Origin of the sequence: Nocardioides sp. (assembly GCF_041393715.1) — a bacterium.
Classification (GTDB): Bacteria; Actinomycetota; Actinomycetes; order Propionibacteriales; family Nocardioidaceae; genus Nocardioides.
Genome location: NZ_JAWKJQ010000002.1, coordinates 440,838 through 465,877 on the forward strand (window position 1 = coordinate 440,838; position 25,040 = coordinate 465,877).

The 25,040-nt window shown below is 72.2% G+C and carries 17 protein-coding genes and 1 pseudogene; 11 read left to right on the forward strand and 7 right to left on the reverse strand.

Annotation, left to right across the window (positions count from 1 at the left end; all coding sequences use genetic code 11):
• Positions 1-81 precede the first annotated feature (81 nt).
• Positions 82-4,968, forward strand: coding sequence for an NAD-glutamate dehydrogenase (locus R2740_RS05180; protein ID WP_371301605.1), 4,887 nt, complete (start codon positions 82-84; stop codon positions 4,966-4,968).
• A 24-nt stretch (positions 4,969-4,992) separates the two neighbouring features.
• Here R2740_RS05180 and R2740_RS05185 read toward each other — a convergent pair whose 3' ends face one another.
• Positions 4,993-5,865 carry a Ku protein gene (locus tag R2740_RS05185; RefSeq protein ID WP_371301606.1) on the reverse strand — a complete coding sequence of 291 codons (873 nt, stop codon included), beginning with the start codon at positions 5,863-5,865 and terminating at the stop codon, positions 4,993-4,995.
• 141 nt (positions 5,866-6,006) lie between these two features.
• Between R2740_RS05185 and ligD (R2740_RS05190) the strand changes: the two genes are divergently transcribed.
• From ligD (R2740_RS05190) to R2740_RS05210, 5 genes are all read left to right on the forward strand, one after another.
• Positions 6,007-7,098, forward strand: a complete 1,092-nt coding sequence (gene ligD / locus R2740_RS05190; protein WP_371301607.1) for a non-homologous end-joining DNA ligase — start codon at positions 6,007-6,009, stop codon at positions 7,096-7,098.
• Entirely contained in the window at positions 7,080-10,448 is a 3,369-nt protein-coding gene (locus tag R2740_RS05195; RefSeq protein WP_371301608.1) for a lamin tail domain-containing protein, read from the forward strand. Before ligD (R2740_RS05190) ends, R2740_RS05195 begins: the two co-directional genes overlap by 19 nt.
• Before the next feature lie 66 nt (positions 10,449-10,514).
• Positions 10,515-11,228, forward strand: coding sequence for a L,D-transpeptidase family protein (locus tag R2740_RS05200; protein ID WP_371301609.1), 714 nt, complete (start codon positions 10,515-10,517; stop codon positions 11,226-11,228).
• 24 nt (positions 11,229-11,252) lie between these two features.
• Positions 11,253-12,164, forward strand: coding sequence for a non-homologous end-joining DNA ligase (gene ligD, locus R2740_RS05205; RefSeq protein WP_371301610.1), 912 nt, complete (start codon positions 11,253-11,255; stop codon positions 12,162-12,164).
• A 116-nt stretch (positions 12,165-12,280) separates the two neighbouring features.
• Positions 12,281-12,463: a YegP family protein gene (locus R2740_RS05210; RefSeq protein ID WP_371301611.1), complete on the forward strand. Its 183-nt coding sequence runs from the start codon at positions 12,281-12,283 to the stop codon at positions 12,461-12,463.
• 5 nt (positions 12,464-12,468) lie between these two features.
• Here R2740_RS05210 and R2740_RS05215 read toward each other — a convergent pair whose 3' ends face one another.
• Positions 12,469-13,296 (reverse strand): EamA family transporter, encoded by an 828-nt coding sequence (locus R2740_RS05215; protein WP_371301612.1) that lies wholly within the window; start codon positions 13,294-13,296, stop codon positions 12,469-12,471.
• Between the two features lie 153 nt (positions 13,297-13,449).
• On the opposite strand from R2740_RS05215, the gene R2740_RS05220 reads away from it, so the two are divergent.
• Positions 13,450-14,256 carry an HAD-IIA family hydrolase gene (locus R2740_RS05220; protein WP_371301613.1) on the forward strand — a complete coding sequence of 269 codons (807 nt, stop codon included), beginning with the start codon at positions 13,450-13,452 and terminating at the stop codon, positions 14,254-14,256.
• A gap of 19 nt (positions 14,257-14,275) precedes the next feature.
• Here R2740_RS05220 and R2740_RS05225 read toward each other — a convergent pair whose 3' ends face one another.
• Positions 14,276-14,806 carry a Dps family protein gene (locus R2740_RS05225; protein WP_371301614.1) on the reverse strand — a complete coding sequence of 177 codons (531 nt, stop codon included), beginning with the start codon at positions 14,804-14,806 and terminating at the stop codon, positions 14,276-14,278.
• Positions 14,807-14,966: 160 nt separating this feature from the next.
• Here R2740_RS05225 and R2740_RS05230 point away from each other — a divergent pair, with 160 nt between their 5' ends.
• Both R2740_RS05230 and R2740_RS05235 read left to right on the forward strand, forming a co-directional pair.
• The gene (locus R2740_RS05230; RefSeq protein ID WP_371301615.1) at positions 14,967-16,157 is read left to right on the forward strand and encodes a hypothetical protein; all 1,191 of its coding nucleotides are present in this window, start codon (positions 14,967-14,969) and stop codon (positions 16,155-16,157) included.
• Between the two features lie 61 nt (positions 16,158-16,218).
• Positions 16,219-18,738: an FAD-dependent oxidoreductase gene (locus tag R2740_RS05235; protein WP_371301616.1), complete on the forward strand. Its 2,520-nt coding sequence runs from the start codon at positions 16,219-16,221 to the stop codon at positions 18,736-18,738.
• Positions 18,739-18,747: 9 nt separating this feature from the next.
• Here the strand turns inward: R2740_RS05235 and R2740_RS05240 are convergent, their stop codons facing one another.
• The 3 genes and pseudogenes from R2740_RS05240 to R2740_RS05250 all read right to left on the reverse strand — a co-directional run.
• Positions 18,748-18,897 carry a response regulator transcription factor gene (locus R2740_RS05240; protein ID WP_371301617.1) on the reverse strand — a complete coding sequence of 50 codons (150 nt, stop codon included), beginning with the start codon at positions 18,895-18,897 and terminating at the stop codon, positions 18,748-18,750.
• A gap of 10 nt (positions 18,898-18,907) precedes the next feature.
• The gene (locus tag R2740_RS05245; RefSeq protein ID WP_371301618.1) at positions 18,908-20,815 is read right to left on the reverse strand and encodes a hypothetical protein; all 1,908 of its coding nucleotides are present in this window, start codon (positions 20,813-20,815) and stop codon (positions 18,908-18,910) included.
• A 211-nt stretch (positions 20,816-21,026) separates the two neighbouring features.
• Positions 21,027-21,530 (reverse strand): annotated as a pseudogene (locus R2740_RS05250) (ATP-binding protein); the annotation flags it as partial.
• Between the two features lie 107 nt (positions 21,531-21,637).
• On the opposite strand from R2740_RS05250, the gene R2740_RS05255 reads away from it, so the two are divergent.
• Positions 21,638-22,225 carry a hypothetical protein gene (locus R2740_RS05255; protein ID WP_371301619.1) on the forward strand — a complete coding sequence of 196 codons (588 nt, stop codon included), beginning with the start codon at positions 21,638-21,640 and terminating at the stop codon, positions 22,223-22,225.
• 146 nt (positions 22,226-22,371) lie between these two features.
• Positions 22,372-24,252, forward strand: coding sequence for a long-chain fatty acid--CoA ligase (locus R2740_RS05260; protein ID WP_371301620.1), 1,881 nt, complete (start codon positions 22,372-22,374; stop codon positions 24,250-24,252).
• On the opposite strand, the gene R2740_RS05265 is transcribed toward R2740_RS05260, so the two are convergent.
• Positions 24,240-25,010, reverse strand: a complete 771-nt coding sequence (locus R2740_RS05265) for a C40 family peptidase (protein WP_371301621.1) — start codon at positions 25,008-25,010, stop codon at positions 24,240-24,242. The two genes, R2740_RS05260 and R2740_RS05265, sit on opposite strands and share 13 nt — an antisense overlap.
• Positions 25,011-25,040 lie beyond the last annotated feature (30 nt).

Sequence of the window (25,040 nt, forward strand, 5' to 3'; positions counted from 1 at the left end):
GCGACATGATGTCGCATCGGGGTGCGCGGCGCAGACACCCCGGTTGTTGTCCCCGTCGCGGGGGAGTCCTAGTGTCGGATCGTGGCAGTCACCCCCGAGGACACCAAGGCCGGCCTGCTCGAGAAGGCCGCCGACATCGCCGCACACCGCAAGGGCGCCGGCGGGCCGCCGTCCGGGGTCACCGCCGACCTGCTGCGTGCCTACTACCGGCGCGTGGCGGCCGAGGACGTCTGCGAGCGCGGGGAGGTCGACCTCTACGGCGCGCTGGCCTCGCAGCTGCGGTTGGCCGCGTCGCGGCCGCAGGGCACCGCCCGCGTGCGGGTCTTCACGCCGACCGTGCAGGAGCACGGCTGGACCGCCGGCGGCCACTCGGTGGTCGAGATCGTCACCGACGACATGCCGTTCCTCGTCGACTCCGTGACGATGGCGCTCGCGGAGGACCAGCACACCGTGCATGTGATCGTGCACCCGCAGTTCGAGGTGGTGCGCACCATCACCGGCGAGATGCTCCAGGTGCATGCCACCTCGGTGGGCGTGACCCAGGAGGACCTGGACGCCGGCCACGAGGTCGTGCCGGAGTCGTGGATGCACGTCGAGATCGACCGGATCACCGACGAGCAGGACCTCGCCGACGTCGAGGCGTCACTGCAACGGGTGCTGCGCGATGTCCGTGATGCCGTCGAGGACTGGCCGCGGATGCAGGGCCGGCTGCTCGACATCGTCGCGGAGCTCGAGGAGCATCCGCCGCCAGGACTGCCCGACGACGAGCTCGCCCAGAGCATCGAGCTGCTGCGGTGGCTGGCCGACGACCACTTCGCCTTCCTCGGCTATCGCGAGTACCACCTGGAGGGCGAGGGGGAGGACACCTCGCTGCGCGCCGAGCCGGCGACGGGGCTGGGCATCCTCCGCGGCGACCAGCTGCAGTCCACGGGCTTCCAGAAGCTCCCCGCCCCGGTCCGCGAGCGCGCCCGCGAGAAGAAGCTGCTGGTGCTGGCCAAGGCCAACTCCAAGGCGACGGTGCACCGGTCGGCCTATCTCGACTACGTCGGCATCAAGTCGTTCGACGACCACGGCGACGTCGTGGGGGAGCGGCGCTTCCTCGGCCTGTTCTCCGCGGCCACCTACACCGAGTCGGTGCAGCGCATCCCGCTGCTGCGGGAGAAGGTCGCCGCCGTCATCGCCCAGGCCGGCGTCGACCCGCGCAGCCACACCGGCAAGTCGCTGCTCAACGTGCTCGAGAACTACCCCCGCGACGAGCTCTTCCACACCCCGGTCGAGGAGCTGGCCCCGATCGCGGAGTCGGCGATGCTCACCCGCGAGCGCCGTCAGCTCCGGCTGTTCACCCGCCGCGACACCTACGGCCGCTACGTCTCCTGCCTGGTCTTCCTCCCGCGCGACCGCTACAACACGGCGGTCCGGCAGCGGCTGCAGCAGATCCTGCGCGACGAGCTCGGGGCCGACAGCGTCGAGTTCACCGTGCGGGTCAACGAGGCCTACCTCGCCCAGGTGCACTTCGTCGTCCGGCCTCCTCGCGGGCAGATGATCCCCGAGTTCGACCTGGCCGAGCTCGAGCGCAAGCTGGCCGAGGCGGCTCGCTCCTGGCGTGACGACATGGCCGCGGCGGTGCGCACGGACTTCGGCGAGGAGACCGGGGCCCGGCTGGCGCGGCTCTATCTCGACGCCTTCCCCGAGGCCTACAAGGAGGACTACTCCCCGCGGACCGGGGCCGTCGACCTGGGCCGGCTGGAGGCGATCCCCGGCGACGAGGGTCTGGACATGTCGCTCTACGAGCCGGTCGACGTGGCCGACGGCGAGGCCCGGCTGAAGGTCTATCGCATCGGCTCGCCGCTCTCGCTCTCCGCCGTGCTGCCGGTGCTCTCGTCCATGGGCGTCGAGGTGATCGACGAGTGGCCCTACGACCTGGAGAACCTCCCGCGGCCGACGTACCTCTATGACTTCGGCCTGCGCTACGGCGGCGGGATGCCGGTCAACAGCCGTGAGCTGTTCCAGGACGCGGTCCGGGCCGTCTGGGACGGGCAGAACGAGGTCGACGGCTTCAACTCCCTCGTCCTCGCCGCCGGGCTGACCTGGCGACAGGCGACGGTGCTGCGCGCCTACGCGAAGTACATGAAGCAGGGCCACAGCCCCTTCGCGGTCGACTACATCGAGGAGGCGCTGCGCAGCAACGTCGACATCGCCCGGCTGCTGGTCACCCTGTTCGAGACGCGGTTCGACCCGATCGTCGTCACCAGCGGCGAGGAGGACCCCGCCGAGGTGCGTGCCGCCCGCGAGGAGGAGGTCTCGGGCAAGATCCTGCGCGCCCTCGACGATGTCGCGAGCCTCGACCACGACCGGATCCTGCGCTCCTACCTCACCCACATCACGGCGACGCTGCGCACGAACTACTTCCAGCGCACCGAGGACGGTCAGATCCGCCCCTACATGTCGTTCAAGCTGGAGCCTCGGGACATCCCGGACCTCCCCGAGCCGCGCCCGCGGTTCGAGATCTTCGTCTACTCACCCCGGGTCGAGGGTGTGCACCTCCGCTTCGGGGCCGTGGCCCGCGGCGGGCTGCGCTGGTCCGACCGACGCGACGACTTCCGGACCGAGATCCTCGGCCTGGTCAAGGCGCAGATGGTGAAGAACACCGTGATCGTGCCCGTCGGCGCCAAGGGCGGCTTCTTCTGCAAGCAGCTGCCCGACCCGGCCGACCGGGACGCGTGGATGGCCGAGGGGATCGCCTGCTACACGACGTTCATCAGTGGGCTGCTCGACGTGACCGACAACCTGGTGGCCGGCGAGATCGTGCCGCCGCGCGACGTGGTGCGGCACGACGGCGACGACGCCTATCTCGTGGTCGCTGCCGACAAGGGCACGGCCACCTTCTCCGACATCGCCAACGGCGTGGCTCACGACTACGGCTTCTGGCTCGGCGACGCCTTCGCCTCCGGTGGCTCGGTGGGCTACGACCACAAGGCCATGGGCATCACCGCCAAGGGCGCGTGGGTGTCGGTGCAGCGCCACTTCCGCGAGCGCGGCATCGACTGTCAGACCGAGGAGTTCACCGCGGTCGGCATCGGCGACATGTCCGGCGACGTGTTCGGCAACGGGATGCTCTGCTCGGAGCACACCCGCCTGGTGGCGGCCTTCGACCACCGCGACATCTTCCTGGACCCCGACCCCGATGCGGCGGCGTCGTACGCCGAGCGGCAGCGGCTGTTCGGGTTGCCCCGCTCCAGCTGGCAGGACTACGACACCTCGCTGATCTCCGAGGGCGGCGGGGTCTTCTCCCGCAAGCTGAAGTCGATCCCGCTCAACGACGCGATCCGTCGCGCGCTCGGCATCGAGACCGAGCAGGTGTCGATGACACCGGCGGAGCTGATGCGGGCGATCCTGCTCGCGCCCGTCGACCTGATCTGGAACGGCGGCATCGGCACCTACGTGAAGGCTGCCACCGAGACCCATGCCGACGCCGGCGACAAGTCCAACGACGCGATCCGGGTCGACGGCGGCGAGCTGCGGGCCAAGTGCGTCGGCGAGGGCGGCAACCTGGGGCTGACCCAGCTCGGCCGCGTGGAGTATGCCCGGGCCGGCGGCCGGATCAACACCGACTTCATCGACAACTCGGCCGGTGTCGACACCTCCGACCACGAGGTCAACATCAAGATCCTCCTCGACCGGGTCGTCCACGAGGGCGATCTGACCGGGAAGCAGCGCAACTCGCTGCTCGCCGAGATGACCGACGAGGTCGCCAGCCTGGTGCTGCGCGACAACTACGAGCAGAACCTGGCGCTGGCCAACGCCGCGGCCAACGCGCCGTCCCTGCTGCACGTCCACGAGGAGTGGATCCGGATCCTCGAGCGCGACGGTCACATCAACCGCGAGCTCGAGGGGCTGCCGTCGCGCAAGGACGTGGCCGGCCGGCTGGAGCGGGGCGAGGCCCTGACGACGCCGGAGCTGTCGGTGCTGATGTCATGGACCAAGATCGTGCTGGCCGAGGAGCTGCTCGGCTCGGATCTGCCGGACGACCCGTTCCTGCACACCGACCTGTTCGAGTACTTCCCCAGCAAGATGCGGCAGACCTACCGGCCGCAGATGCTCGACCACCCGCTGCGCCGCGAGATCATCGTCACCCAGATCGTCAACGATCTCGTCAACGGCGCCGGGATCACCTTCTGGCCGCGGCTGTCGGGCGAGACGGGCGCGACCGCCGCGGAGCTCACCAACGCCAACTTCGTCGCGCGCGAGATCTTCGGGTCGCTCGGCCTGCGCGACGAGATGAAGTCGTTCGACAACCGGCTCGACGCCGCCGTCCAGACCTCGATGCGGATCGAGATGCGCACCCTGGTGGAGCGCGCGTCGCGCTGGCTGGTCAACAACCGCCGGCCGCCGTTGGACAGCGACGCGGTGGCGGAGTTCTTCACCGTGCGGGTGATGCGGCTGATGGGAGAGCTCCCGGACGTCCTGGTCGGCCAGGAGCTCGGCCACTTCGAGCGTCGTCGCGACGGACTGATGGCCGCGGGGGTGCCCGAGGAGCTGGCCACCAAGGTGGCGGTGCTCCACCCGGCGTACCAGCTGCTCAACATCGTGGAGATCGCCGACCGTCACGAGATGGACCCGACCGAGACCGCCCGGATCCACTTCTCGCTCGGCGAGCGGCTCGGCGTGCCGGCGCTCGTGGGTCGCATCCTCCAGCTCCCGCGGGCGGACCGCTGGCAGACCATGGCTCGCGCCGCGCTCCGCGACGACCTCTACGCCGTGCACGCCCAGCTCACCGCGCAGGTGATCGACGAGACCGCGAACACCGCTCCGCTCGAGGACCGGATCGCGTCCTGGGAGGACAGCCACGGCGTCCGCGTCGAGCGCGCCGCCGAGACGCTGTCGGAGATCTGCGCCGACGACAGCGCCGACCTGGCCCGGATGTCGGTGGGGCTGCGGGTGGTCCGGGGGCTGCTGCAGGCCGGCTGAGGTGCGCCCGGCCGCAACCCGGGTTCAGCTGGCCTTCTTCTTGGCCGCCTTCTTGGCCGCGGTCTTCTTGGCGGGTGCCTTCTTGGCCGGCTTCTTCTGCTCCGCGGCAGGCTCGTCGCCCTCGCCGCGCGAGGCCTTGGCGGCCTCGACGGAGCGCTGCAGCGCGGCGAGCAGGTCGACGACCTCGCCGGAGGACTTGGCGGCCTTCGCGGTCTTCTTGACCTCGCCGCCCTGGATCTTGGCGGTGACCAGGGCCTCGACGGCGTCGGCGTAGTCGTCCTCGAACTCGTCGGGGTCGAAGTCGCCGGCCAGCGTCTCCACGAGCATCTGCGCCATCTTGACCTCGGCGTCCTTGACCTCGCCGGCCTCGACGGTGAAGTCGGGCTGCCGGACCTCGTCGGGCCACATCATCGTCTGCAGCACGATCACGTCGTCGCGCACCCGGAGGACGGCGACCGAGGAGCGTTGCCGGATCGCGACCGTGACGACGGCCATCCGGTCGGCCTCGAGCAGCGCCTGTCGGAGCAGGGCGTAGGGCTTCGCCCCGGTCTTCTCGGGCTCGAGGTAGTAGGACTTCTCGAAGAGCATCGGGTCGATCTGGTCGCGCGGGACGAACTTCTCCACGGCGATCTCGCGCGAGGAGGTCACGGGCAGGTCGGCCATGTCCTCGTCGGTGAGGATGACCATCTCACCGTCCTCGGTCTCGTAGCCCTTGGCGATGTCGGCGTAGGCGACCTCCTCGCCGTCGATCGCGCACACCCGCTGGTACTTGATCCGGCCGCCGTCCTTGGCGTGGACCTGGCGGAACGACACGTCGTGCGACTCGGTGGCGGCGTAGAGCTTGACCGGCACGTTGACCAGCCCGAAGGACACCGAGCCCTTCCAGATCGCACGCATGGGGAAGACCTTTCGCAGCAGCCGAGACGGATGGCGGTCGACGGCGCCCGTCGGCACCCCCGTCACACCAGTATCAGGGACGGGGCCCGATCGCGCACCTGGTCGCCGTCGGCGGCGACCGCGTGCACCTAGGGTGACCCCATGCGTCCGATGCTCGCCACCAAGGGAGACCACGTGCCCACCGGCGCCGACTGGGTGCACGAGGTGAAGTGGGACGGCATGCGGGTGCTGGCCGACCTCGACGCGACCCGTGACCGGCGGGTCCGGCTGACCAGCCGCACCGAGAAGGACGCGACCGTGTCCTTCCCCGAGCTGCACGACCTGCCGGGCGACGACCTGCTGGTGGACGGTGAGGTGGTGGTCCTGGTCGACGGCGCGCCGTCGTTCGGGGCGCTGGCGGAGCGGATGCACGTGGGTCGTGCCGACCGCGCCGCCCGGCTCGCCGAGCGGCTGCCGGTGACCTATCTCGCCTTCGACCTGCTCCGGCTCGATGGTCGCGACCTGCTGCGTGAGCCGCTGGAGCGGCGTCGCGAGCTCCTCGAGGGGCTCGGCCTGGCCGGCGTGCACTGGCAGGTGCCAGGCGTCTACGACGACGGGGCGATGCTGTTCGAGGCGACCCGCGAGCAGGGCCTGGAGGGGATGGTCAGCAAGCGGCTCGGGTCGCGCTACCAGCCGGGCGTCCGGAGCCCGCACTGGCTGAAGTTCCCGCACCGCCGCCGGGCGTCGTTCGTGGTGGGCGGCTGGCGCTACGAGACCGACTCGGCCAGCCGGCTCGGGGCCGTGCTGGTGGGGGAGCCGACCGCCGACGGGCTGGTCTACCGAGGCCGGGTGGGCAGCGGGATCGCCGGCAAGGTGGGTCCCATGCTCAAGGAGGCGCTCGCGTCGTTCGGCCGCGACACCAGCCCGTTCGCCGACGAGGTGCCGCGGGTCGACGCGCTCGGCACCCGGTGGGTGGAGCCGCTGCTCGTGGTCGAGGTGGAGTCGCTCGGGCTGTCCTCGCAGCAGCGCCTCCGGCAGCCGGCGTACGTCGGCGTCCGGGCCGACCTGACCCCGCCGACCTGGCCAGTGACCCAGTCCGGGCCTGACCGTGCGGCCCCTGACCCTGGCCCGGCTCGGCCCGTCGTGCCGGCTCCGACCGGCCGCGGCAAGGTTTGTCCGACCGGGTCTGTTGACAAACGGCGCGAAGACGTACACTCACGCCACCATCGGACGCCATGGGGGGCAAGAAGATGATGATGCGTCGCGTGCTGTTCGCCTGCACGATCTCCGCCATCGGAGCCAGTCTGCTGATGCCTGCGCCGGCCCATGCCGCCGCCGGCCCGGTGGTCATCTCCGAGCTCAACTACCACGCCTACACCGACGTCTCCACCGATGACTTCATCGAGCTGGCCAACGCCGGTGACCAGCCGATCGACATCTCCGGGTGGTCGTTCACGGCGGGCATCGGGGGCGTCCTGCCGGCCGGGAGCGTGATCCCCGCCGGCGGCCGCTTCGTCGGCTCGCCCGACGCGACCGCGTTCCAGACGCTCTACGGCTTCGCGCCCGACTTCGTCTACACCGGCAACCTGAGCAACAGCGGTGAGCAGGTGACGCTGGTCGACGGGGCGCTGGCCGAGGTCGACTCGGTGACCTACGCCGACTCCGGCGAGTGGCCGCCCGCGCCCGACGGCAACGGGCCCAGCCTGGAGCTGCGTGGGCTGCTGGCCGACAACACCGACCCCGACAACTGGGGCGCCTCGACGGTCACCGGCGGCACGCCCGGCGCCGTCAACTCCCTCGACGGCACGGTGCCGCCGCCGCGGGTCAAGAACCTCACCGTGACCCCGCTGCGGCCCGACCCCGGCCAGGCGGTCACCATCTCCGGCAAGCTGCCGGTGGGCTCCACCGCGACGCTGACCTACAAGGTGATGTACGGCGCCGAGGTCACCGTCCCGTTCCTCGACGACGCGGCCAGCCCGGGTGGTGCCGGTGACGGGGTCTTCGCCGCCTCGGTGCCCGGACAGACGGCCGGCCACCTGGTCCGCTACCGGATCAGCGCCTCCTCGGCCGGCGTACCGTTCACCGCGCCGGCGGCCGGCGACACCATCAACTACGAGGGCTACGTCGTCCGCAACCCGGCCGTGGTCACCAACCTGCCGGTCATCGAGTGGTTCATGAGCGACGCGGTCTACAACGACATGCTCGCCAACCACCGCTACGACGACTACCTCACCCCGGTGCCGATCGCCTACAACGGGCAGGTCTTCGACAACGCGATGTTCCGCATCAAGGGCCAGTCGACCCGGTCGGCGGCCAAGGTGAGCTGGGCCGTGGAGCTCCCGGGCGGGCACACGCTCGACTGGCCGAGCATCCCCTACCCCGTCAAGAAGTTCGCGCTGCAGCGCGACCCCGAGCCCAACGCGCAGATGTCCTGGGAGATCATCAAGGACGCCGGCGCCAAGTGGTTCAGCGTCGACCGGATCCGCACCCAGCGCAACGGCCAGTTCCACAGCGTCGGCGGCTTCCTGCAGGACGACGACAGCTTCTGGCGGAAGTACTGGGACGTCGACAACTGGGCGATCTACAAGGGCGACGCCGGCGCGCTGGCGAAGACCAGCTCCCAGGCGGTGCTGCAGTCGCGCCTGTGGCTGGACAAGAAGTCCCGCGAGGACGAGGACTACACCGACGTCTGGGAGCTCAGCCAGATCGTCGACGCCCCGGCCTCGGCCAGCCAGCAGCGCTGGATCGCCAACAACGTCAACGTGCCCGAGCTGGTCAACTACATGGCGATCAACTCCCTGGTCAGGCACACCGACTCCGGCTACCACAACTGGTTCGTCGCCCGTGACACCGAGGGCACCGGTCGCTGGGAGATGTGGCACTGGGACCTCGACGTGACGTTCTTCAACGTGTCGACCGACAAGTTCGGGACGTTCCTCGACCCGTCGGGCGCCAACCGGCTCAACCGCGCGATCATGGCCTACCCCGAGTGGCGGCAGATGTACTTCCGCCGGCTCAAGACGCTGATCGACACCTACTACCGCAACGGCGATCCCGAGGCTCGCTACGACGAGATCACCAAGCCCTACCGCACCCCCGACTGGGACCTCGAGAACGCCAAGTGGAACCTCGGCTCGTGGCAGAAGTTCCGCCGCAACCTCCACCGCGCGACCGGTGACCGCCGCGAGGTGTTCGCCGACAACACCGGCGCCGGGCAGCTGATCCCGATCTCCCAGACGGCCGCGCCTCGCATGGTGATCTCCGAGATCAACTACCAGCCGACCAACCCCGACACCGAGTACGTCGAGCTCTACAACCCGACCGACCAGGCGATCGACCTCTCCGGCTGGACGCTCGACGGCGTCGGCCTGACCATCCAGTCGGGCACCGTGGTGCTGCCCGGTGGCCGGGTGGTGTTCGTGGCCGACGACACGGCGTTCCGGTCGGTCTACAACCCGGGCACGGTCCTGATCGGTGGCGAGTTCTCCGGTGGGCTCTCCGACAGCGGCGAGACGCTGACGCTGAGCCAGGGTTCCCGCGTCGTCGACACCGTGACCTACTCGCCGAGCGCGCCGTGGCCGACCGCGGCCGCCGGCGGCGGTGCCAGCCTGGAGCTGCTCGACCCCGGCCTCGACAACGACGTGGCCGCGTCGTGGGCGGCGTCCAGCGGCGCCGGCACGCCGGGCCTGGCCAACAGCAAGGTCGCGCCGGCCGACACCACCGACCCGGTGGCGCCGGCCGCCACGACCGCCGACGCCGTGCGCAACGGCGTGGCGGTCAGCTGGAGCGCCGGCAGCGACGACCGCGCGGTGCAGCGCTATCGCGTGCTGCGCGACGGCGCGCCGATCGCGACCGTCGACGCCGAGCTGCTCCGCTACGTCGACCGGTCCGTCCCCGCCGGCACCCCGCACGTCTACTCCGTGCAGTCGGTCGACGGCGCCGGCAACCAGAGCCCGCCCGGCCCCTCCGCGGCGGCGGTCGCGGGCAACCCGGTGCTGGTGGCCTTCGACGACTTCGACGGCGCCGACGGCTCGGCGTGGTCCAACGCCTGGGCCACCGAGGACCTCGACCCCTCGCTGATCGAGCTCCAGGGTGGGCAGGGTCACCTGTCCATCGGGCCGGGGGCCGGCACCTTCGCGCGCGGCAAGCTGATCGAGCCGGCCAAGCAGGCCGACGGCACCCTGCTGGCCAGCTACACCTGGGGCGACGGCACGGTGCTGGGCAAGCTGTCCTTCTGGCTGCGCGCCGGTGGTGGCTGGAAGAACGCGTTCCGGCCGGCCAACGGCTACGGCGTCACGCTTCGGTCCCGGTCGACCACGGTGCTGCTGCAGCGGGCCACCAACAGCGGGCTGGCCACCATCGGCTCCACGTCGGGCGCGCAGGTGACGACGCCGGGCGTCAAGCAGTGGATCCGCTTCCAGGTGGTCGGCTCGACGGTCCGGGTGCGGATCTGGAACGACGGCACGCCCGAGCCGAGCGGCTGGGAGGTGGCGGCCACCAACACGCAGGTGACCGCTCCCGGCCGGGTCTACGTCGCCGGCTACGGCGGTCGCACGGCCACCAAGTCGATCTTCGTCGACGACGTGGCGCTCTCCGCGAACTGATCGAGAGTGGGGTGCCGGCGGGGCGGACGGGTGTCCGCCCCGCCGGGGGCCTGGCAGGCTGGGGGCATGCCGCTCCTCCGCCGTCTCGGGCTCCCGGCCGCCCTGCTGCTCGCCGGGCTGCTGACCCTCGAGAGTCCCTTGGCCGCACCCGCCCACGCCGACACCGTGCGTCTCGCCGGGGTCGACGTCCGGGTGACCGCCGACACCGCTCAGGTGGTGACCGTCAACCGCACCCGGGGCCACCACGCCCGCGTGGCGTTCTGGGTGCGCACCGACTCGGGCTGGAAGCGCAGGCTGGTCAGCAAGGACGGCCGGATCGGCTACGGCGGCCTGGTGCGCGGCACGAAGCGCAAGCAGGGGAGTGGCACCACCCCGCTCGGGACCTACCGGCTGCTCTACGTCTTCGGGACCCAGCCGGCCGACGACGCGCGCAAGATCCGCTATCGGCGGATCCGCAAGGGCGACTTCTGGGTCCAGGACAACCGGTCGGCGTACTACAACCGCTACCGCAACCGCCGCCAGGGCGGCTTCCGCTGGCGGCTGCCCAGCAGCAACGCGAACTCCTCGGAGCGGCTCACCGACTATCCGCGGCAGTACGAGCTCAGCGTGGTCACCAGCTTCAACCGCAAGCAGGTGCGCCACCGCGGCTCCGGCATCTTCCTGCACGTGAACGGTCGGGGCGCCACGGCCGGCTGCGTCAGCGCTCCTCGGCCGTTCCTCCAGCGCACGGTGCGCAAGCTCGACCCGGCCAGGTCGCCGGTGATCGCGATCGGTCGCTGAGATGCCGGACCCGAGGAGCCGCCGGTGAGCCCCGACCCCGGCACCGAGGTCCACGTCGAGGTCGAGGGACACACCCTGCGGCTGTCCAACCTCGAGAAGGTGCTCTACCCCCGCACCGGCACCACCAAGGGGGAGGTGCTGCACTACTACGCCCAGGTCGCCCCGGTGCTGCTGCCGCACCTGCGCGATCGAGCGGTCACCCGCATCCGGTGGCCGAACGGTGTCGAGAAGCAGAGCTTCTTCGAGAAGAACGCGCCCGCCGGAACGCCCTCGTGGGTGCGGGTCGCGCGGGTGCCGACGACGGGCAGCAGGGCGCCGTCGCGGCACGGCGACCACCTGGAGTTCCCGATCTGCGACGACCTGGCGACGCTCACCTGGCTGGCCAACCTCGCCGCCCTCGAGCTGCACGTGCACCAGTGGAAGGTCGGTCGCAACGGCCGGCCCCGCAACCCCGACCGTCTCGTGATCGACCTCGACCCGGGAGAGCCGGCGGGACTGCCCGAGTGCTGTGAGGTGGCGCTGCTGGTGCGCGACAAGCTGGCCGAGCGCCGGCTCACCGGTCGCCCGGTCACCAGCGGCTCCAAGGGCCTGCACCTGTACGCCGCCCTGCCGGGGCGGCTCAACCCCGACGAGACGACGCAGCTGGCCAAGGAGCTTGCCGAGGAGCTCCAGGCGGAGCGCCCCTCGCTGGTGACGGCCACGATGACGAAGGCCAAACGGCCCGGCAAGGTCTTCCTCGACTGGTCCCAGAACGCCGGCTCCAAGACCACCGTGTCGCCGTACTCGCTGCGGGGGCGGGAGCGCCCGACCGTCGCCACTCCGGTGACGTGGGACGAGGTCGAGGCCGGTGCCGGCGACCCGTTGGCGTTGGAGCAGTTCGGGTTCGAGGCCGTGCTCGAGCGGGTCGCCGAGCACGGTGACCTCTTCGCGGGGTGACGGACCGGTTCGCCGACGGGACCCGACCGGGGCCGGCCGGGGCCGGCCGGTGGCGCAAGGTCGTGGGTGCGAGTAGCGTCGGCGGCCACACCGAGACCTCAGCGCGGAGGTGCCAGATGGCGGGCAAGTTCGAGATCTACAAGGCCAAGGACGGCTTCAGGTTCCGGCTGAAGGCCGGCAACGGCGAGATCGTGGCGACGGGGGAGTCCTACCCGACCAAGGCCGCCTGCAAGAAGGGCACCGAGGCCGTGCAGCGCGCGGCGGCCGGCGCGAAGCTGGTCGACCTCAGCGACAAGTAGCGCGCTCACCCCAGCGACAGCAGGGCGACGCCGACCAGGGCAGCGGCGACGCCGGCCTGCTGTACCCGCAGGAGTCGTTCGTGGAGCACCAGGCGAGCGAGCAGGACCGTGACCACGGGGTAGAGCGAGCCCAGCACTGCCGTGACGCTGACCAGGCCCTGGGTCGAGGCGAGGGCGAACATCAGGTTCGCCCCGGCGTCACCCAGGCCGACGGCGCCCAGCGGCGCGAGGTCGCGGACGACCAGGCCGCCGGTGGTGCGCACCGCGAGCGCGGCCACCAGGAAGCCGCTGACGCTGGTCGCGCGCATGCCCCACAGCGTCATCAGCGTCGAGTGCTCGGCGCCCCGGGCGATGCTCAGCATGGCGAGCCCGAACATCGCCCCCGCCACCACCGCGAGCACCACCGGCCGGGCACCGGTCGCGCCGGCGAGCTCCGGACCACTGGCCGCCACCGCACCCGCCAGCGCCACGACCATGCCGACCAGGGCCAGGGTGCTGGGCTGCTCTCCGGCAGCGATGCCGGCGACCACCGGGACGGCGGCACCCAGGGCGGCGATCGGGGAGACCACGCCCATGGTGCCGGTGGCCAGCGCGGCGTAGAACGCCACGAGTCCGAGCGACCCGGACGCGCCGGCGAGGATCGCCCAGGGGATCCAACCCGTGTCGTCGCGGTAGGCGCCGGTGGCCAGCGCCACCAGCGTGGTCGCCACCAGGCCGGCGGCCTGCGACGCCGCCACCACGGAGTACGCCGGAAGTCGGCGGGTGAGCAGGCCCCCCACGAAGTCGGCGCTGCCCCACAGCAGGCTCGACAGCAGGGCGAGGACGGCGGGCACGGGGGAACGCTAGCGGGGTGCCGCCCCAGTGACGCCTCCGAGGAGCGAGATCGCAGATTTCGGGCCTCGAATCAGCGATTTCGCTCCTCGGAGGGGCGACCCCACGGCCGCGCGAATGCCACCACCGGGCGCTGCTGCTGAGACGATGGGGCCATGACCGAGGAGCTCACCCAGCGCCGGCCCGTCCACACCTGGCTGACCGACATGGACGGCGTCCTGGTGCACGAGGAGGACCCGATCCCCGGGGCTGCGGAGTTCATCCAGGCTCTCAAGGACTCCGGCTCGAGGTATCTCCTCCTCACCAACAACTCGATCTTCACGCCGCGCGACCTGCGCGCCCGCCTGCTCGGCAGTGGCATCGACGTGCCGGAAGACGCCATCTGGACCTCCGCCCTCGCGACCGCCCGCTTCCTCGCCGAGCAGCGTCCCGGTGGGTCGGCCTACCTCGTGGGCGAGTCCGGACTGATCACGGCCATGCACGACGAGGGCTTCGTGATGACCGACCGCGACCCCGACTACGTCGTGCTCGGCGAGACCAGGACCTACTCCTTCGAGCAGATCACCAAGGCGATCCGCCTGGTCGATGCGGGCGCCCGGTTCATCGCCACCAACCCCGACCCCACCGGTCCGAGCCGGCAGGGCCTGATGCCCGCGACCGGATCGATGGCCGCGATGATCAGCACCGCCACCGGCCGGTCGCCGTACTTCGTGGGCAAGCCCAACCCGCTGATGATGCGCAGCGCGCTCAACCGGCTGGAGGCCCACTCCGAGACGACGGTGATGGTCGGCGACCGGATGGACACCGACATCATCGCCGGCCTCGAGGCCGGACTGCGGACGGTGCTGGTCTCCACCGGGTCCACCCGTCCCGACCGGGTCCCGGACTTCCCCTACCGACCCACTCTTGTGGTGGAGTCGGTGGCCGACCTGGTGCCGATCGTCAAGGAGCGCGCCGAGTAAGGCCCGCTCCGGGCCAACCTCAGCTGGCCTTGGCGGCGGCCTCCTCCTCGGTGTCGGCGCCCTCGGTGACCAGCGCGCCGCCGGCATCCTGCAGGTGGGCCCGGACGAACCACTGGTACTGCTCCAGGTCGGAGGTCTGGCCGATCAGGATGTCCTCGGTGACCGGGTCGATGTCGCCGACCTTGTCGATCGCCTCGCGGTGGTCCGCGACGATGCCGTCGTAGACCAGGTCGAGGGCGCCGAGGTGGGCCCGGGTGTCGGCGCGCATGACGTCGTAGTCGTCCCACGTGCGGGCGTCGACCAGGGCGCCCGGCAGTCCGTTGGGGGAGACGCCGAGCGTCGCCATCCGCTCGGCCAGCACGTCGACCATCTCGCGGACGCCGTCGATCTGCGGGTCCAGCATCGTGTGGACGCCGATGAACGTCGGGCCGACGACGTTCCAGTGCGCGTGCTTGAGCGTCAGCTGAAGGTCGTTGAGGGCGTGCAGCCTCAGCTGCAGGGTGTGGGCGACCTGGTGTCCTTCGGACACGTCGAGGCCGGGAACGGTCACGGGGGCGTCTGCGTCGCTGTGGACGGGAGAGGTCTGAGTCATGACAGGTCGGTACCCGAGTCTGCGCGCCCCATGCGTGGGTCGTACGTCGCGCACCGGGCTCCGAGGTGGGGCATGCCACGCTGGGAGGACCTGGGGTCGGCGCGAGGGGAGGAGGGCGGTGACCATCGAGCTGGTGCTGACCGTCGTGCTGGTGGCCGTCTTCGCCGTGCTGGTCAGCCCGCAGGTCCGCCGCAACGTGGGCTGGTCGGCCACGCTGACCCCGCTGGCCTCGATCATCGGCAGCGGCTTCCTGGTGTCGGTGCCGCTGGTGGCGGGTGCGGTCGGCGTCTGGGCGGTAGCGGCCGTGGCCGCGCTGGCCGGCTTCGCCTACCTCGTCGGGGGTGCGATCCGCTACACGATCCGCCACGTCGACGACGAGGCGGGGGCCGTCGTCCGCTCCCTGGAGACCCTGTCCCATCTGGTGCTGATCGGCGCCTACTTCATCTCCGTCGCCTACTACCTGGCGCTGCTGGCGACCTTCGGGCTGACGCTCGTGGGGGTGTCCGACCCGGTGCTCGGCAAGGCCGTCGCCACCACGATCATCGTGGGCGTCTGCGGCCTCGGCGCGACCCGCGGCCTGGCCGGCGTACAACGCGCGGAGACCTACACGGTCAGCGCCAACCTCGCCGCCATCGCGGCGCTGCTGGCCAGCCTGGTGGTCTTCGGACTGGCGCTGCCGTCGGGCTACTCCTGGTCGGCAGCCACCGCGTCCTCGTGGGACTGGGACACCATCCGGTTCCTGATGGGGCTGTTGATCATCGTGCAGGGCTTCGAGACCACCCGGTTCATGGGCCAGCTGTACGACGCCGAGCAGCGCGTCCGGGCGATGCGCTCGGCGCAGCTGCTGTCGGCGACGGTCTACGTCGCCTTCTTCCTGCTGATGATCCCGCTCTACGGCTCGTTCAGCTCCTCCGCCGACGTCGCCGGGGTGATCGACGTGGTGGGCCGGGTCAGTCCCTGGCTGCCCTACGTCGTCGCCGGCGGCGCGATCGCGAGCCAGCTCAGCGCGTCGGTCGCCGACTCGATCGGCGCCAGCGGGCTGGTCACCGAGACCACCGGCGGCCGGGTGGACGCCCGGCACTCCTACCTGCTGATCGGCGCGGTGGCGATCCTGGTGATCTGGGCGACCGACGTGGTGTCGGTGGTGACGCTGGCCTCGCGGGCCTTCGCGCTGTTCTATGCGATGGAGTGTCTGGTGGCGGCCCTGCTCGCCCGGCAGCGCGGCGACCGCGCCCGCGCGGGCTGGTACGCCGTCCTGGCTGCCGGGTGCGCGGCGGTGGCGGTCCTGGGCATCCCCGCGGGCGGCTGACGCCGGCCCGGTCCGGGCGAGGTTATTGAACAGCCGTTCAACAGTGTGGCAGGCTGCGGGCATGTCCCTGGACTTCGCCTCGATCAACCCCGCCGCCGCCCAGGCCCACGAGGCCGCCCACGCGGGAGACCTTCCGGCCCGGGCGCAGTACGTCGTCGTGGGCGGTGGCGTCATCGGCACCTCGATCGCCTACCACCTGGCGCTGATGGGCGCGACCGACGTCCTGCTGCTGGAGCGCAAGCAGCTCACGTCCGGAACGACCTGGCACGCCGCCGGCGAGGTGGTGTCCGGCGGCGCCTTCGAGGACGCGCTGTGGATGGCGCGCTACTCCGCCGACCTCTACGGCCGGCTGGAGGAGGAGACCGGGCTCTCCACCGGGTTCCGGCGCTGCGGCTACCTCCAGCTGTCGACCACCGCGCGGATGGACGAGGCCTACCGCCGCGAGACGGCCTACATGCGCTCGAAGGGGATGACCAAGGAGATCCTGTCGCCGCGCGAGGTCGCCGAGATGGTCCCGATGATGCGCACCGACGACGTCATCCACGGCTTCTGGACGCCCGACGAGGGGCGCGCCAACCCCGTCGACGTGACCATGTCGCTGGCCAAGGGCGCGCGGCAGCGCGGCGCCCGGCTGGTGGAGAACACCGAGGTGACCGGCTTCCTCCTCGAGGACGGCCGGGTCACCGGCGTCCGCACCGAGCGCGGCGACGTCGAGTGCGAGAAGGTCGTGCTCGCCGCCGGGCTGTGGGGCCGCGAGCTGGCCGCCAAGGCTGGCGTCACCGTGCCGCTGCAGGCCGCCGAGCACTACTACCTGCTCACCGAGCCGATCGAGGGTGTCACCGCCGAGACGGTGCCGGTGATCGAGGACCCGGAGGCGTTCGGCTACTACCGCGAGGAGGGTGGCGGCCTGCTGGTCGGCATGTTCGAGCCGGTCGGCAAGGCCTGGGCGCTCGACGGCACCCCGCGCGACAGCGCCTTCGCCGTGCTGCCGCCCGACTGGGACCGGATGGCGCCCTTCCTCGAGGTCGCGATGCAGCGCTTCCCGGCGCTGGAGAACGCCGGCATCCGCACGCTCTTCTGCGGCCCCGAGAGCTTCACCGACGACATCTCGCCGATGCTGGGGGAGTCGCCCGAGGTCGACGGGCTCTACCTCGCCTGCGGGCTCAACTCCGTCGGCATCCTCACCGGCGGCGGGCTGGGCCACATGATGGCGCAGTGGCTGATCGAGGAGCACCCGCCGCTGGACCTGAGCCTGGTCGGCGTCGACCGGGCCCACGAGTTCCAGGCCACCCGGCGGTTCCGCGCGGAGCGCACCGTCGAGCGGCTGGGCTTCCTGCTCACCCACGGCTCGTGGCCCAACGCCCAGCCGCTGCGCGGTCGCGACGTACGCCGGTCGCCGTACCACCAGCGGCACGTGGAGGACGGCGCCTACTTCGCCGCCACCAGCGGGTGGGAGTTCCCCGAGTTCTTCGCCGGCCCCGGCGCCACCCCGACCGTCGAGTGGGGCTTCGAGCGCGGCGAGGAGCACGAGCGGGTCCGTGAGGAGCACCTGCACGCCCGCGAGAGCCTCGCGATGTTCGACCTCTCGCTGATGTCCCACCACCTGGTCCAGGGCCCGCACGCGAGCGCGGTGCTCAACCGGGTCTGCGCCAACGACGTCGACACCGCGGTCGGCCGCGTCGTCTACACCCAGTGGTGCGACGACCGCGGCGGGATCATCGCCGACGTGACGGTGACCCGGCTCGCCGAGGACCAGTACGTCGTCATCTCCGGCGACAACATCCACCGTCGGGTGCCGGCGTGGATCCGCAGGCAGACCCGTGAGGGCGAGTTCCTCACCGTCACCGACGTGACCGGCGCCTACTCCCTGTTGTCGGTGCAGGGGCCGCGGTCGCGCGAGGTGCTCCAGTCGCTGAGCCCGGACGACTGGTCCAACGACGCGTTCCCCTACCTCACCGCACAGCAGGTCGAGCTCGGCTACACCCCGCTCTGGGCGCTGCGGGTGACCTACGTCGGTGAGCTGGGCTGGGACCTGTTGGTGCCGACCGAGTTCGGCGCCACGCTCTACGACCAGCTGCGGGAGGCGGCCGCCGACGTGACCGGCAGCTTCCGCCCCACCGGCGTCGGCGCGCTGGAGACGATGCGGCTCGAGAAGGCGTTCCGCGACATGGGCCACGACATCGACTCCACCGACACGCCGCTGGAGGCCGGCCTCGGCTTCGCCGTCGCGTGGGACAAGCCGGGCGGCTTCGTCGGCCGCGACGCGCTGCTCAAGCAGAAGGGCGCCGGCCCCCTGCAGAAGCGGCTGGTCAACGTGCTGCTCGACTCGCCCGACCACGACCTGCACGGCATCGAGCCGCTGTTCTGGGACGGCGAGCCGGTCGGGCTGGTCCGCTCCGGCGGCTTCGGCCACTCGCTGGGCGCCTCGGTCGGGATCGCGGAGGTCACCCGCGACGGCGGCATCACCGCCGCCGACCTCGCCGGAGGGTCCTTCGAGATCGACATCGCCGGCACCCGGGTGCCGGCCCAGGTGTCCCTCAAGCCGTTCTTCGACCCCGACCGGACGCGGGTGCTCGGCTGACGCGGGGTCTCAGCCGGAGAGCGCCTCGGCCAGCCCGTCGCGCCCGCCGATCTCCAGCTTGCGATAGCTGCGGGACAGGTGCGTCTCGACGGTCTTCAGAGAGATGAACAGCGTGCGAGCGATCTCCGCGTTGGACTGACCGGCGGCCGCCAGCTCCACGACCCGCAGCTCACTGGCCGTGAGGGTCGCCGCGCTGGCCGATCGGTCCGGCCGCACCCGGGTGCCGAGCGCGGCCAGCTCCGTGGCCGCCTCGGCCGCCAGCGGTGCGGCCCCGCAACCGTGCGCCAGGCGGTGGCCGGCGACCAGGCGGTCGCGTGCCTCGGACCGCCGACCCCCCGGCGCAGCGCCGCGCCATAGGCCACCTCGGTGGCCGCCTGCTGCAGCAGCGCGCCGCTCCCGGCGAGCACCTCGGCCGAGCGCCGCAGCAGCTCGAGCCCTCCTCGGGGTCGGCCGCGACCCGGCCGCCGAGGCGCAGTGCCTCGCCGAGCAGGTGGGGCACGCCGGCTCGTTCGCACAGGGCGAGGTGCTCGACCGCCCGGGCCCGCGCCGAGTCGAGGTCACCGCGCAGCCGCAGCGGCTCGATCACCACGGCCCGCCACGCGGCCCAGGTCGGAGAGTCGACGTCGAGCCGCCGGGCCAGCTCCTCGCCCTGGGCTCCCGCCCGCAGCACCCGGTCGAGGTCGCCGGTCGCCATGCCGACGACGGCGTGGGCGAACACCATGGCCGCGACGCCGTTGCCGGGGGAGTGCGCGGGCATCTCCTGGGGATAGGGCTCCAGCGTGGCGACCGCCTCCGCGACCCGCCCCTGGAGGGCGAGCGTCTGGGCCATGCCGGCCGCGCCGAGGGTCTGCGCGAGCTCGCCGGTGCCGAGGTTGGCGGCGTGGTCCAGCAGCGCCCGGAAGTGTCCCTCGGCGGCCACCAGGTGGCCCGACCACAGGTCGGCCTGGGCGCGCACGAAGCTCGCGGTGACATGGCCGAGCACCGAGTTGCGCTCGGCGGCCTGGGCCAGGCCGTGGTCGGCCAGCCGGCGTACGTCGTCGAAGTCGCCGATCGCGGTCAGGAACAGCCGCGCCCAGACCCAGTCGGTGGTCTCGGGGGTGTCGTCGGGACCGATCGCCCGGTGGGCGAACTCGCGGATCACCGCGGCCGGCTGGTTGGTGGCGACCGCGTTGTAGGTCAGCTGCTGGCAGAGCTGACGCTCGCCGGGGGTGCTGCCGGGCACGTCGGGATGCGCCGCGAGCCGACGCCGTCCGTCCGCCAGGTGCTCGGGCACCAGCAGCGAGGCGGCGATGAGAGCGGCCTCGACCTGCAGGTCGAGCTCGCCGTCCTGCCCGGCCACGTCGGCGTACGCCCGATCCAGGACCTCCACCGCGAGGGCGTGGAACCCCGCGTAGTTGAAGGCCTCGGCGAGCGCCATGGCGACCCGGGCCCGGTCGAGGGCGCTGGGCAGCAGGCTCTCGGCGCGGGAGAGGGTCTCGACGCAGGCGGCGTCCGCGGTGCGCATCTCGGCCATGCCGAGCTCGACGAGCGTGTCGGGCAGCTCCTCCGCGGACGGCGGCTCGGCCACCGCTCGACGGAGCAGACCGACCGCGGTGTGGGGTGCCCCTTCGGCGAGCGACGAGGCGGCCGCCGAGCGCAGCAGCTCGACCGCCCAGGGGTCGCCCTGGCCCTCCGTCTCGAGGAGCTGGGCGGCGGCCGCGTGCGGCTGGTCGGCGAGCAGCCGGGCGGCACGGCGTCGCATCAGGGTGACCGCGCCCGGCGAGCTGGCGGCGAGGACGCCCGGACCGGAGCAGGGCGTGGCGGTAGCGCAGGGGCGACTCCTCGTCGACCAGCCCGACCCGGCGGAGCTGGTCGGCCGCGGTGGTCGCCGCGGCGAGGTCGAGCCCGGCGAGGTCGCCGACGAGCCGGGTGGGTGCGGAGTCGAGCACCGCCAGCGCCGTGGCCAGCTCCCGACCGGGGGCGGGGAGCCCGGCGACCGGGCCACGACCGCGTCGACGACGCTGCTCGGGACGGCCGAGCGCACCCGCGCGGGCGACGCGTCGCCCTGGTCGCCGAGCAGGTCGGCGAGCTCGACCACGAGGAACGGGTTGCCGCCGGTGACCTCGGAGACGGCCGAGCGGGTCTGCGGGGTGACCTGGGTGCCCCAGCGCTCCTCCAGCAGGCTGCCGACGGCGGTGGGGAGAGCGGCGCGAGCGGCAGTGAGACGCTGCGGCGATCCGCGAACAGCGCCGCGAGTGCCGGGGACCGGTCCCGGCCGGCACGTCGCGGCTGGCCAGGACGACCAGCACGGGCAGCTCGGCCAGGCGTTCGCGCAGCGAGCCCAGGAAGCGGAGCGACTCGTCGTCGGCCCACTGGAGGTCGTCGGCGACCAGGACGATCGGCCGGTTCGTCGCGAACGCGTCGAGCAGCCAGTACAGGCTGGTGATCAGGTCCGCGGACTCCGTCGTGCCCGTGTGGGTCCCCAGCACGAGCTCCGCCGCCAGGCTCGCGGGTCCCGCCACGATCCTGGCCAGCTCGTCGGCGTCGAGACGGCGCAGCGCGCGGTCGAACTGCCGTCGTACGACGCTGTGCGGCGTCCCCGTCTCCAGCTGCCCGGCCGAGGCGGCCAGCACCTCCCAGCCGCCGGCCCGGGCGTGGTCGGCGAGCGCCTCGCAGAGCGAGGTCTTGCCGGCTCCGGCCTCGCCGGTGATCCGGACCATCCGGCCGTGGCCCGAGGCGGCGTCGGCGAGCAGCTCCGTCAGCCGGTCCAGATGATCGGCTCGCTCGAGGAGCGGGTGACGGCGCGCGTGCATGGCCTGAGCGTAGGGGGCCTCGGCTACCGCATTTGTCGGGGTAGGACCCCGACGCAACCGGGCCTCGGCGCGGCCAGAATTTTCGCACCGAGAGTGAAGGGAGAACCATGAAGTTCCGCGGGAGCGCAGCGGTGGTCGTGTCGGGTCTGGTCCTGGTGGCGGCGGGGTCGGGTGCGGCCTACTCCGCCGGCCTGATCACGGGCAAGCAGATCGCCAAGAACGCGATCACCACCAAGCACGTCAAGGACCACACGCTGCTGATCGGCGACTTCGCCAGCAGCACCAAGGCCAAGCTCAAGGGGGCCACCGGTCCCGCCGGTCCGGCCGGGGCCACGGGGCCTGCCGGCCCCGCGGGTGCGAAGGGGGACACCGGTGCGACGGGTCCGCAGGGGGCCACCGGGGCCACGGGAGCCACGGGGCCGCAGGGTCCCAACGGGGTGCTGGGCTACACCAAGGTCTCGGTGGCCGACACCGCGCCGGGCCTGGGCAGCAAGGACACCTGGGTGGCCTGCCCGTCCGGCAAGGTCGTGCTCACCTGGGGCTTCTCGTCGGGCACCAACCAGTCGGTGCTCGTGGCCACCCCCAAGTTCACCTACGACACCTTCGGACGCCCCAACAACCTGGGCGTGCACGTGGAGAACAGCGGCAGCCAGAACAGCTACACGATCGACCTGATCTGCGCGACGCCGAGCTGATCCCCGGCAATCGTCACGACGTGCGGCCCCGGGTCGGTGGGGTCCCGGTGCCGCACGTCGACGGGTGACTCGCACCGCCGTGGTCGGTGGACGCCTGCCTCGGTCCACGCCATGATGCGAGGACGCCACCCGAGGGAGTGATGGGCGTGACCGACACCGCCACCGTCCAGGACGTCCGAGCCGAGATCGAGGAGGCGGTGGCCCCGAGCATCGCGCACGCCTTCGCGGCGAGCGCCGCGGTGCGCGGCGACGAGCCCTATCTCTCCGACAAGGTGGGCATCGAGGGCCCCGGCTGGCGGACGCTGACCTGGGCCGACGTACGCCGGACCGCGCTCGACGTCGCCGGGGCGCTCGTCGACCTCGGGATCCAACGGGGCGACACGGTGGCGATCATGGCCAGCAACCGGGTCGAGCACACCCTCGCCGACATGGCGACGATGCACGCCGGCGCGGTCGCGATGTCGATCTACAACACGCTCTCGCCCGACCAGGTGGCCTACATCGCCGGCCAGGCACGGCCGACGCTCGCGGTGCTCGAGAACGCCGACCACGTCGCCCGCTGGCGGCAGGTGCTCGAGGCCGACGGTGCCCCGATCGTCGTCGTCCTCGACCCCGAGGCGGCGCCCGAGGGGGCGCTGACCTGGTCGCAGCTGGTCGACCGCGGTCGCGAGGTGCGCGACCGGCACGCGGCCGAGGTCGAGGCCCGGTGGACGGCGCTGACCCACGACGACCCGGCCACGATCCTCTACACCTCCGGCACCACCGGACCGCCGAAGGGTGTCGTGATCGACCAGGGCGCGGTGCTGTTCTCCGCCGAGAGCGGGCTGCGCCGGCTCGGCCTGGCCGAGGACGACAGCATCGCCGTGTCCTACCTGCCCTACGCCCACATCGCCGAGCGGGTGCTGGCGATCTACATCCCGCAGATCGACGGCGTCAACCGGGCCCAGCACCTGCACCTGATCGGCGACCCGCTGCAGCTGGTGCCCGCGCTCGGCGAGGTCCACCCGACCCGGTTCTTCGGCGTGCCCCGCGTCTGGGAGAAGCTGCAGACCGGCGTCGCGGGCCTGTTGGCGATGGAGCCCGACGAGGACAAGAAGCGGGCCGTCCAGGGCGCGATGGCGGTCGGCCTGGAGTACGTCGAGTCGCTCCAGAACGGTCATCAGACCAGCCCCGAGCTGCAGGCGAGGTACGACGCCGCCGACGCGGCCGTGCTCACCCCGATCAAGTCGATGATCGGGCTCGACCAGGTCACCTGGGCGGCCTGCGCGTCGGCGCCGCTGGCGCTGGAGACGGCCCGGTTCGCGGCCGGTCTGGGCCTGTCCGTCTACGACATCTACGGGCTCAGCGAGACGACCGGGGCGATCACCGGCGCCGGCCCCGGCTGCTTCCGGCTGGGCCACGTGGGCCAGGCGCTCCCCGGCATGGAGGTGGTGCTCGCCGACGACGGGGAGGTGCTGTGCCGGGCCCGCGTCAACACCGTCGGCTACCACCACAACCCCGACGCCACCGCCGCGCTGATCGACGCCGCCGGCTGGCTGCACACCGGCGACATCGGCGAGATGGACGACGACGGCTTCCTGCGGATCGTCGACCGCAAGAAGGAGCTGATCATCACCAGCGCCGGCAAGAACATCGCCCCCTCCAACATCGAGGGGCTGCTCAAGGAGAGCCCGCTGGTGGGCCAGGCGCTGGCGTTCGGCGACGGTCGCCCCTACGTCGTCGCCGTGCTCACCCTCGACCCGGAGGTGGCCCCGGTCGTGGCCGCCCAGCTCGGGCTGGAGGGCGACCTGCCCGCTCTGGCCCGCGAGCCGGTCATCCTCGAGCGGGTCGGGGAGGCCGTCGAGGCCGCCAACGCCCGGCTGTCCCGCCCGGAGCAGGTCAAGCGCTGGGAGCTGCTGCCCGCCGAGTGGACCGCCGAGTCGGGCGAGCTCACGCCCACGCTGAAGCTCAAGCGACGGGTCATCCACTCGACCTACGCCGACTCCTTCGAGGGTCTCTACGCCGACGGGGGCGCTCAGGACAGGTAGCGCCGCGCTCCGGCGTACTCCCGGGCGTACGCCGGTGTGTCGACGTCGATGACCTGCACCGGCGTGCCGGTGCGGGGGGAGTGCACCATCCGGCCCTTGCCGACGTACATGGAGACGTGGTGGACCCCGCCGGCGTCGGCATAGAACATCAGGTCGCCCCTGCGGAGCCGATCGACCGGCTGCCCAGCGGTGGACTGCGGGCTCGCGTCGCGGGGGATCCGCACGCCGTGGACGCGATAGACCAGCGAGGTGAGTCCGGAGCAGTCGAACCCGAAGCCGGAGCGGCCCGCCCAGAGGTAGTCGAGCCCCACGAACCCCTTCGCACTGGCGACGACGGACGCCCGGGTGGCCGGCAGGGCCGGGTCGCCCGGGGCGTGCACCGACACCTGGGTCGCGCGCACCCGGCGGACGGCGCCGCGCGGCATCGTCACCCGCACCCAGCTGCCCGTGCTGCCGACCACGGGCATCCGCGTCCCGAAGCTGACCCGCAGCACCCGGGCGCCGCCCGCCGTGTCCTCGCGCAGCCAGGCCAACCGGCTCACGACGGTGGCCGTCGTGGTGCCCGCGGCCGGGGGAGTGGCGGTGAGCTGGCGCCGCGGTACCCAGCCGGGGTAGCCGCGCGCGTCGGTCGGCGTCGGCTGGTCGGGCACCACGACCTTGGCCCAGCGCGGGCGCAGCCTGACGACCCGCACCCGGTCGCCGAGCAAGGCCTGGGTGTCGGCCCGGCCGTTGAGGCCGCGGCGCTGGGCGAGCGACATCCCGGCCAGCCACTCCGGGATCCGCGCCGG

Bases quoted from the DNA above. Each gene is read 5' to 3' on its own strand.
- R2740_RS05185 (WP_371301606.1), bottom strand. From the start codon at position 5,865: ATGCGTGCGATCTGGAAGGGCTCGGTGTCCTTCGGGCTGGTCAACGTG.
- ligD (WP_371301607.1), top strand. From the start codon at position 6,007: ATGCGTCCGATGCTCGCCACCAAGGGAGACCACGTGCCCACCGGCGCC.
- R2740_RS05195 (WP_371301608.1), top strand. From the start codon at position 7,080: ATGGGGGGCAAGAAGATGATGATGCGTCGCGTGCTGTTCGCCTGCACG.
- R2740_RS05200 (WP_371301609.1), top strand. From the start codon at position 10,515: ATGCCGCTCCTCCGCCGTCTCGGGCTCCCGGCCGCCCTGCTGCTCGCC.
- R2740_RS05210 (WP_371301611.1), top strand. From the start codon at position 12,281: ATGGCGGGCAAGTTCGAGATCTACAAGGCCAAGGACGGCTTCAGGTTC.
- R2740_RS05220 (WP_371301613.1), top strand. From the start codon at position 13,450: ATGACCGAGGAGCTCACCCAGCGCCGGCCCGTCCACACCTGGCTGACC.
- R2740_RS05235 (WP_371301616.1), top strand. From the start codon at position 16,219: ATGTCCCTGGACTTCGCCTCGATCAACCCCGCCGCCGCCCAGGCCCAC.
- R2740_RS05255 (WP_371301619.1), top strand. From the start codon at position 21,638: ATGAAGTTCCGCGGGAGCGCAGCGGTGGTCGTGTCGGGTCTGGTCCTG.
- R2740_RS05265 (WP_371301621.1), bottom strand. From the start codon at position 25,010: ATGTCGCTCGCCCAGCGCCGCGGCCTCAACGGCCGGGCCGACACCCAG.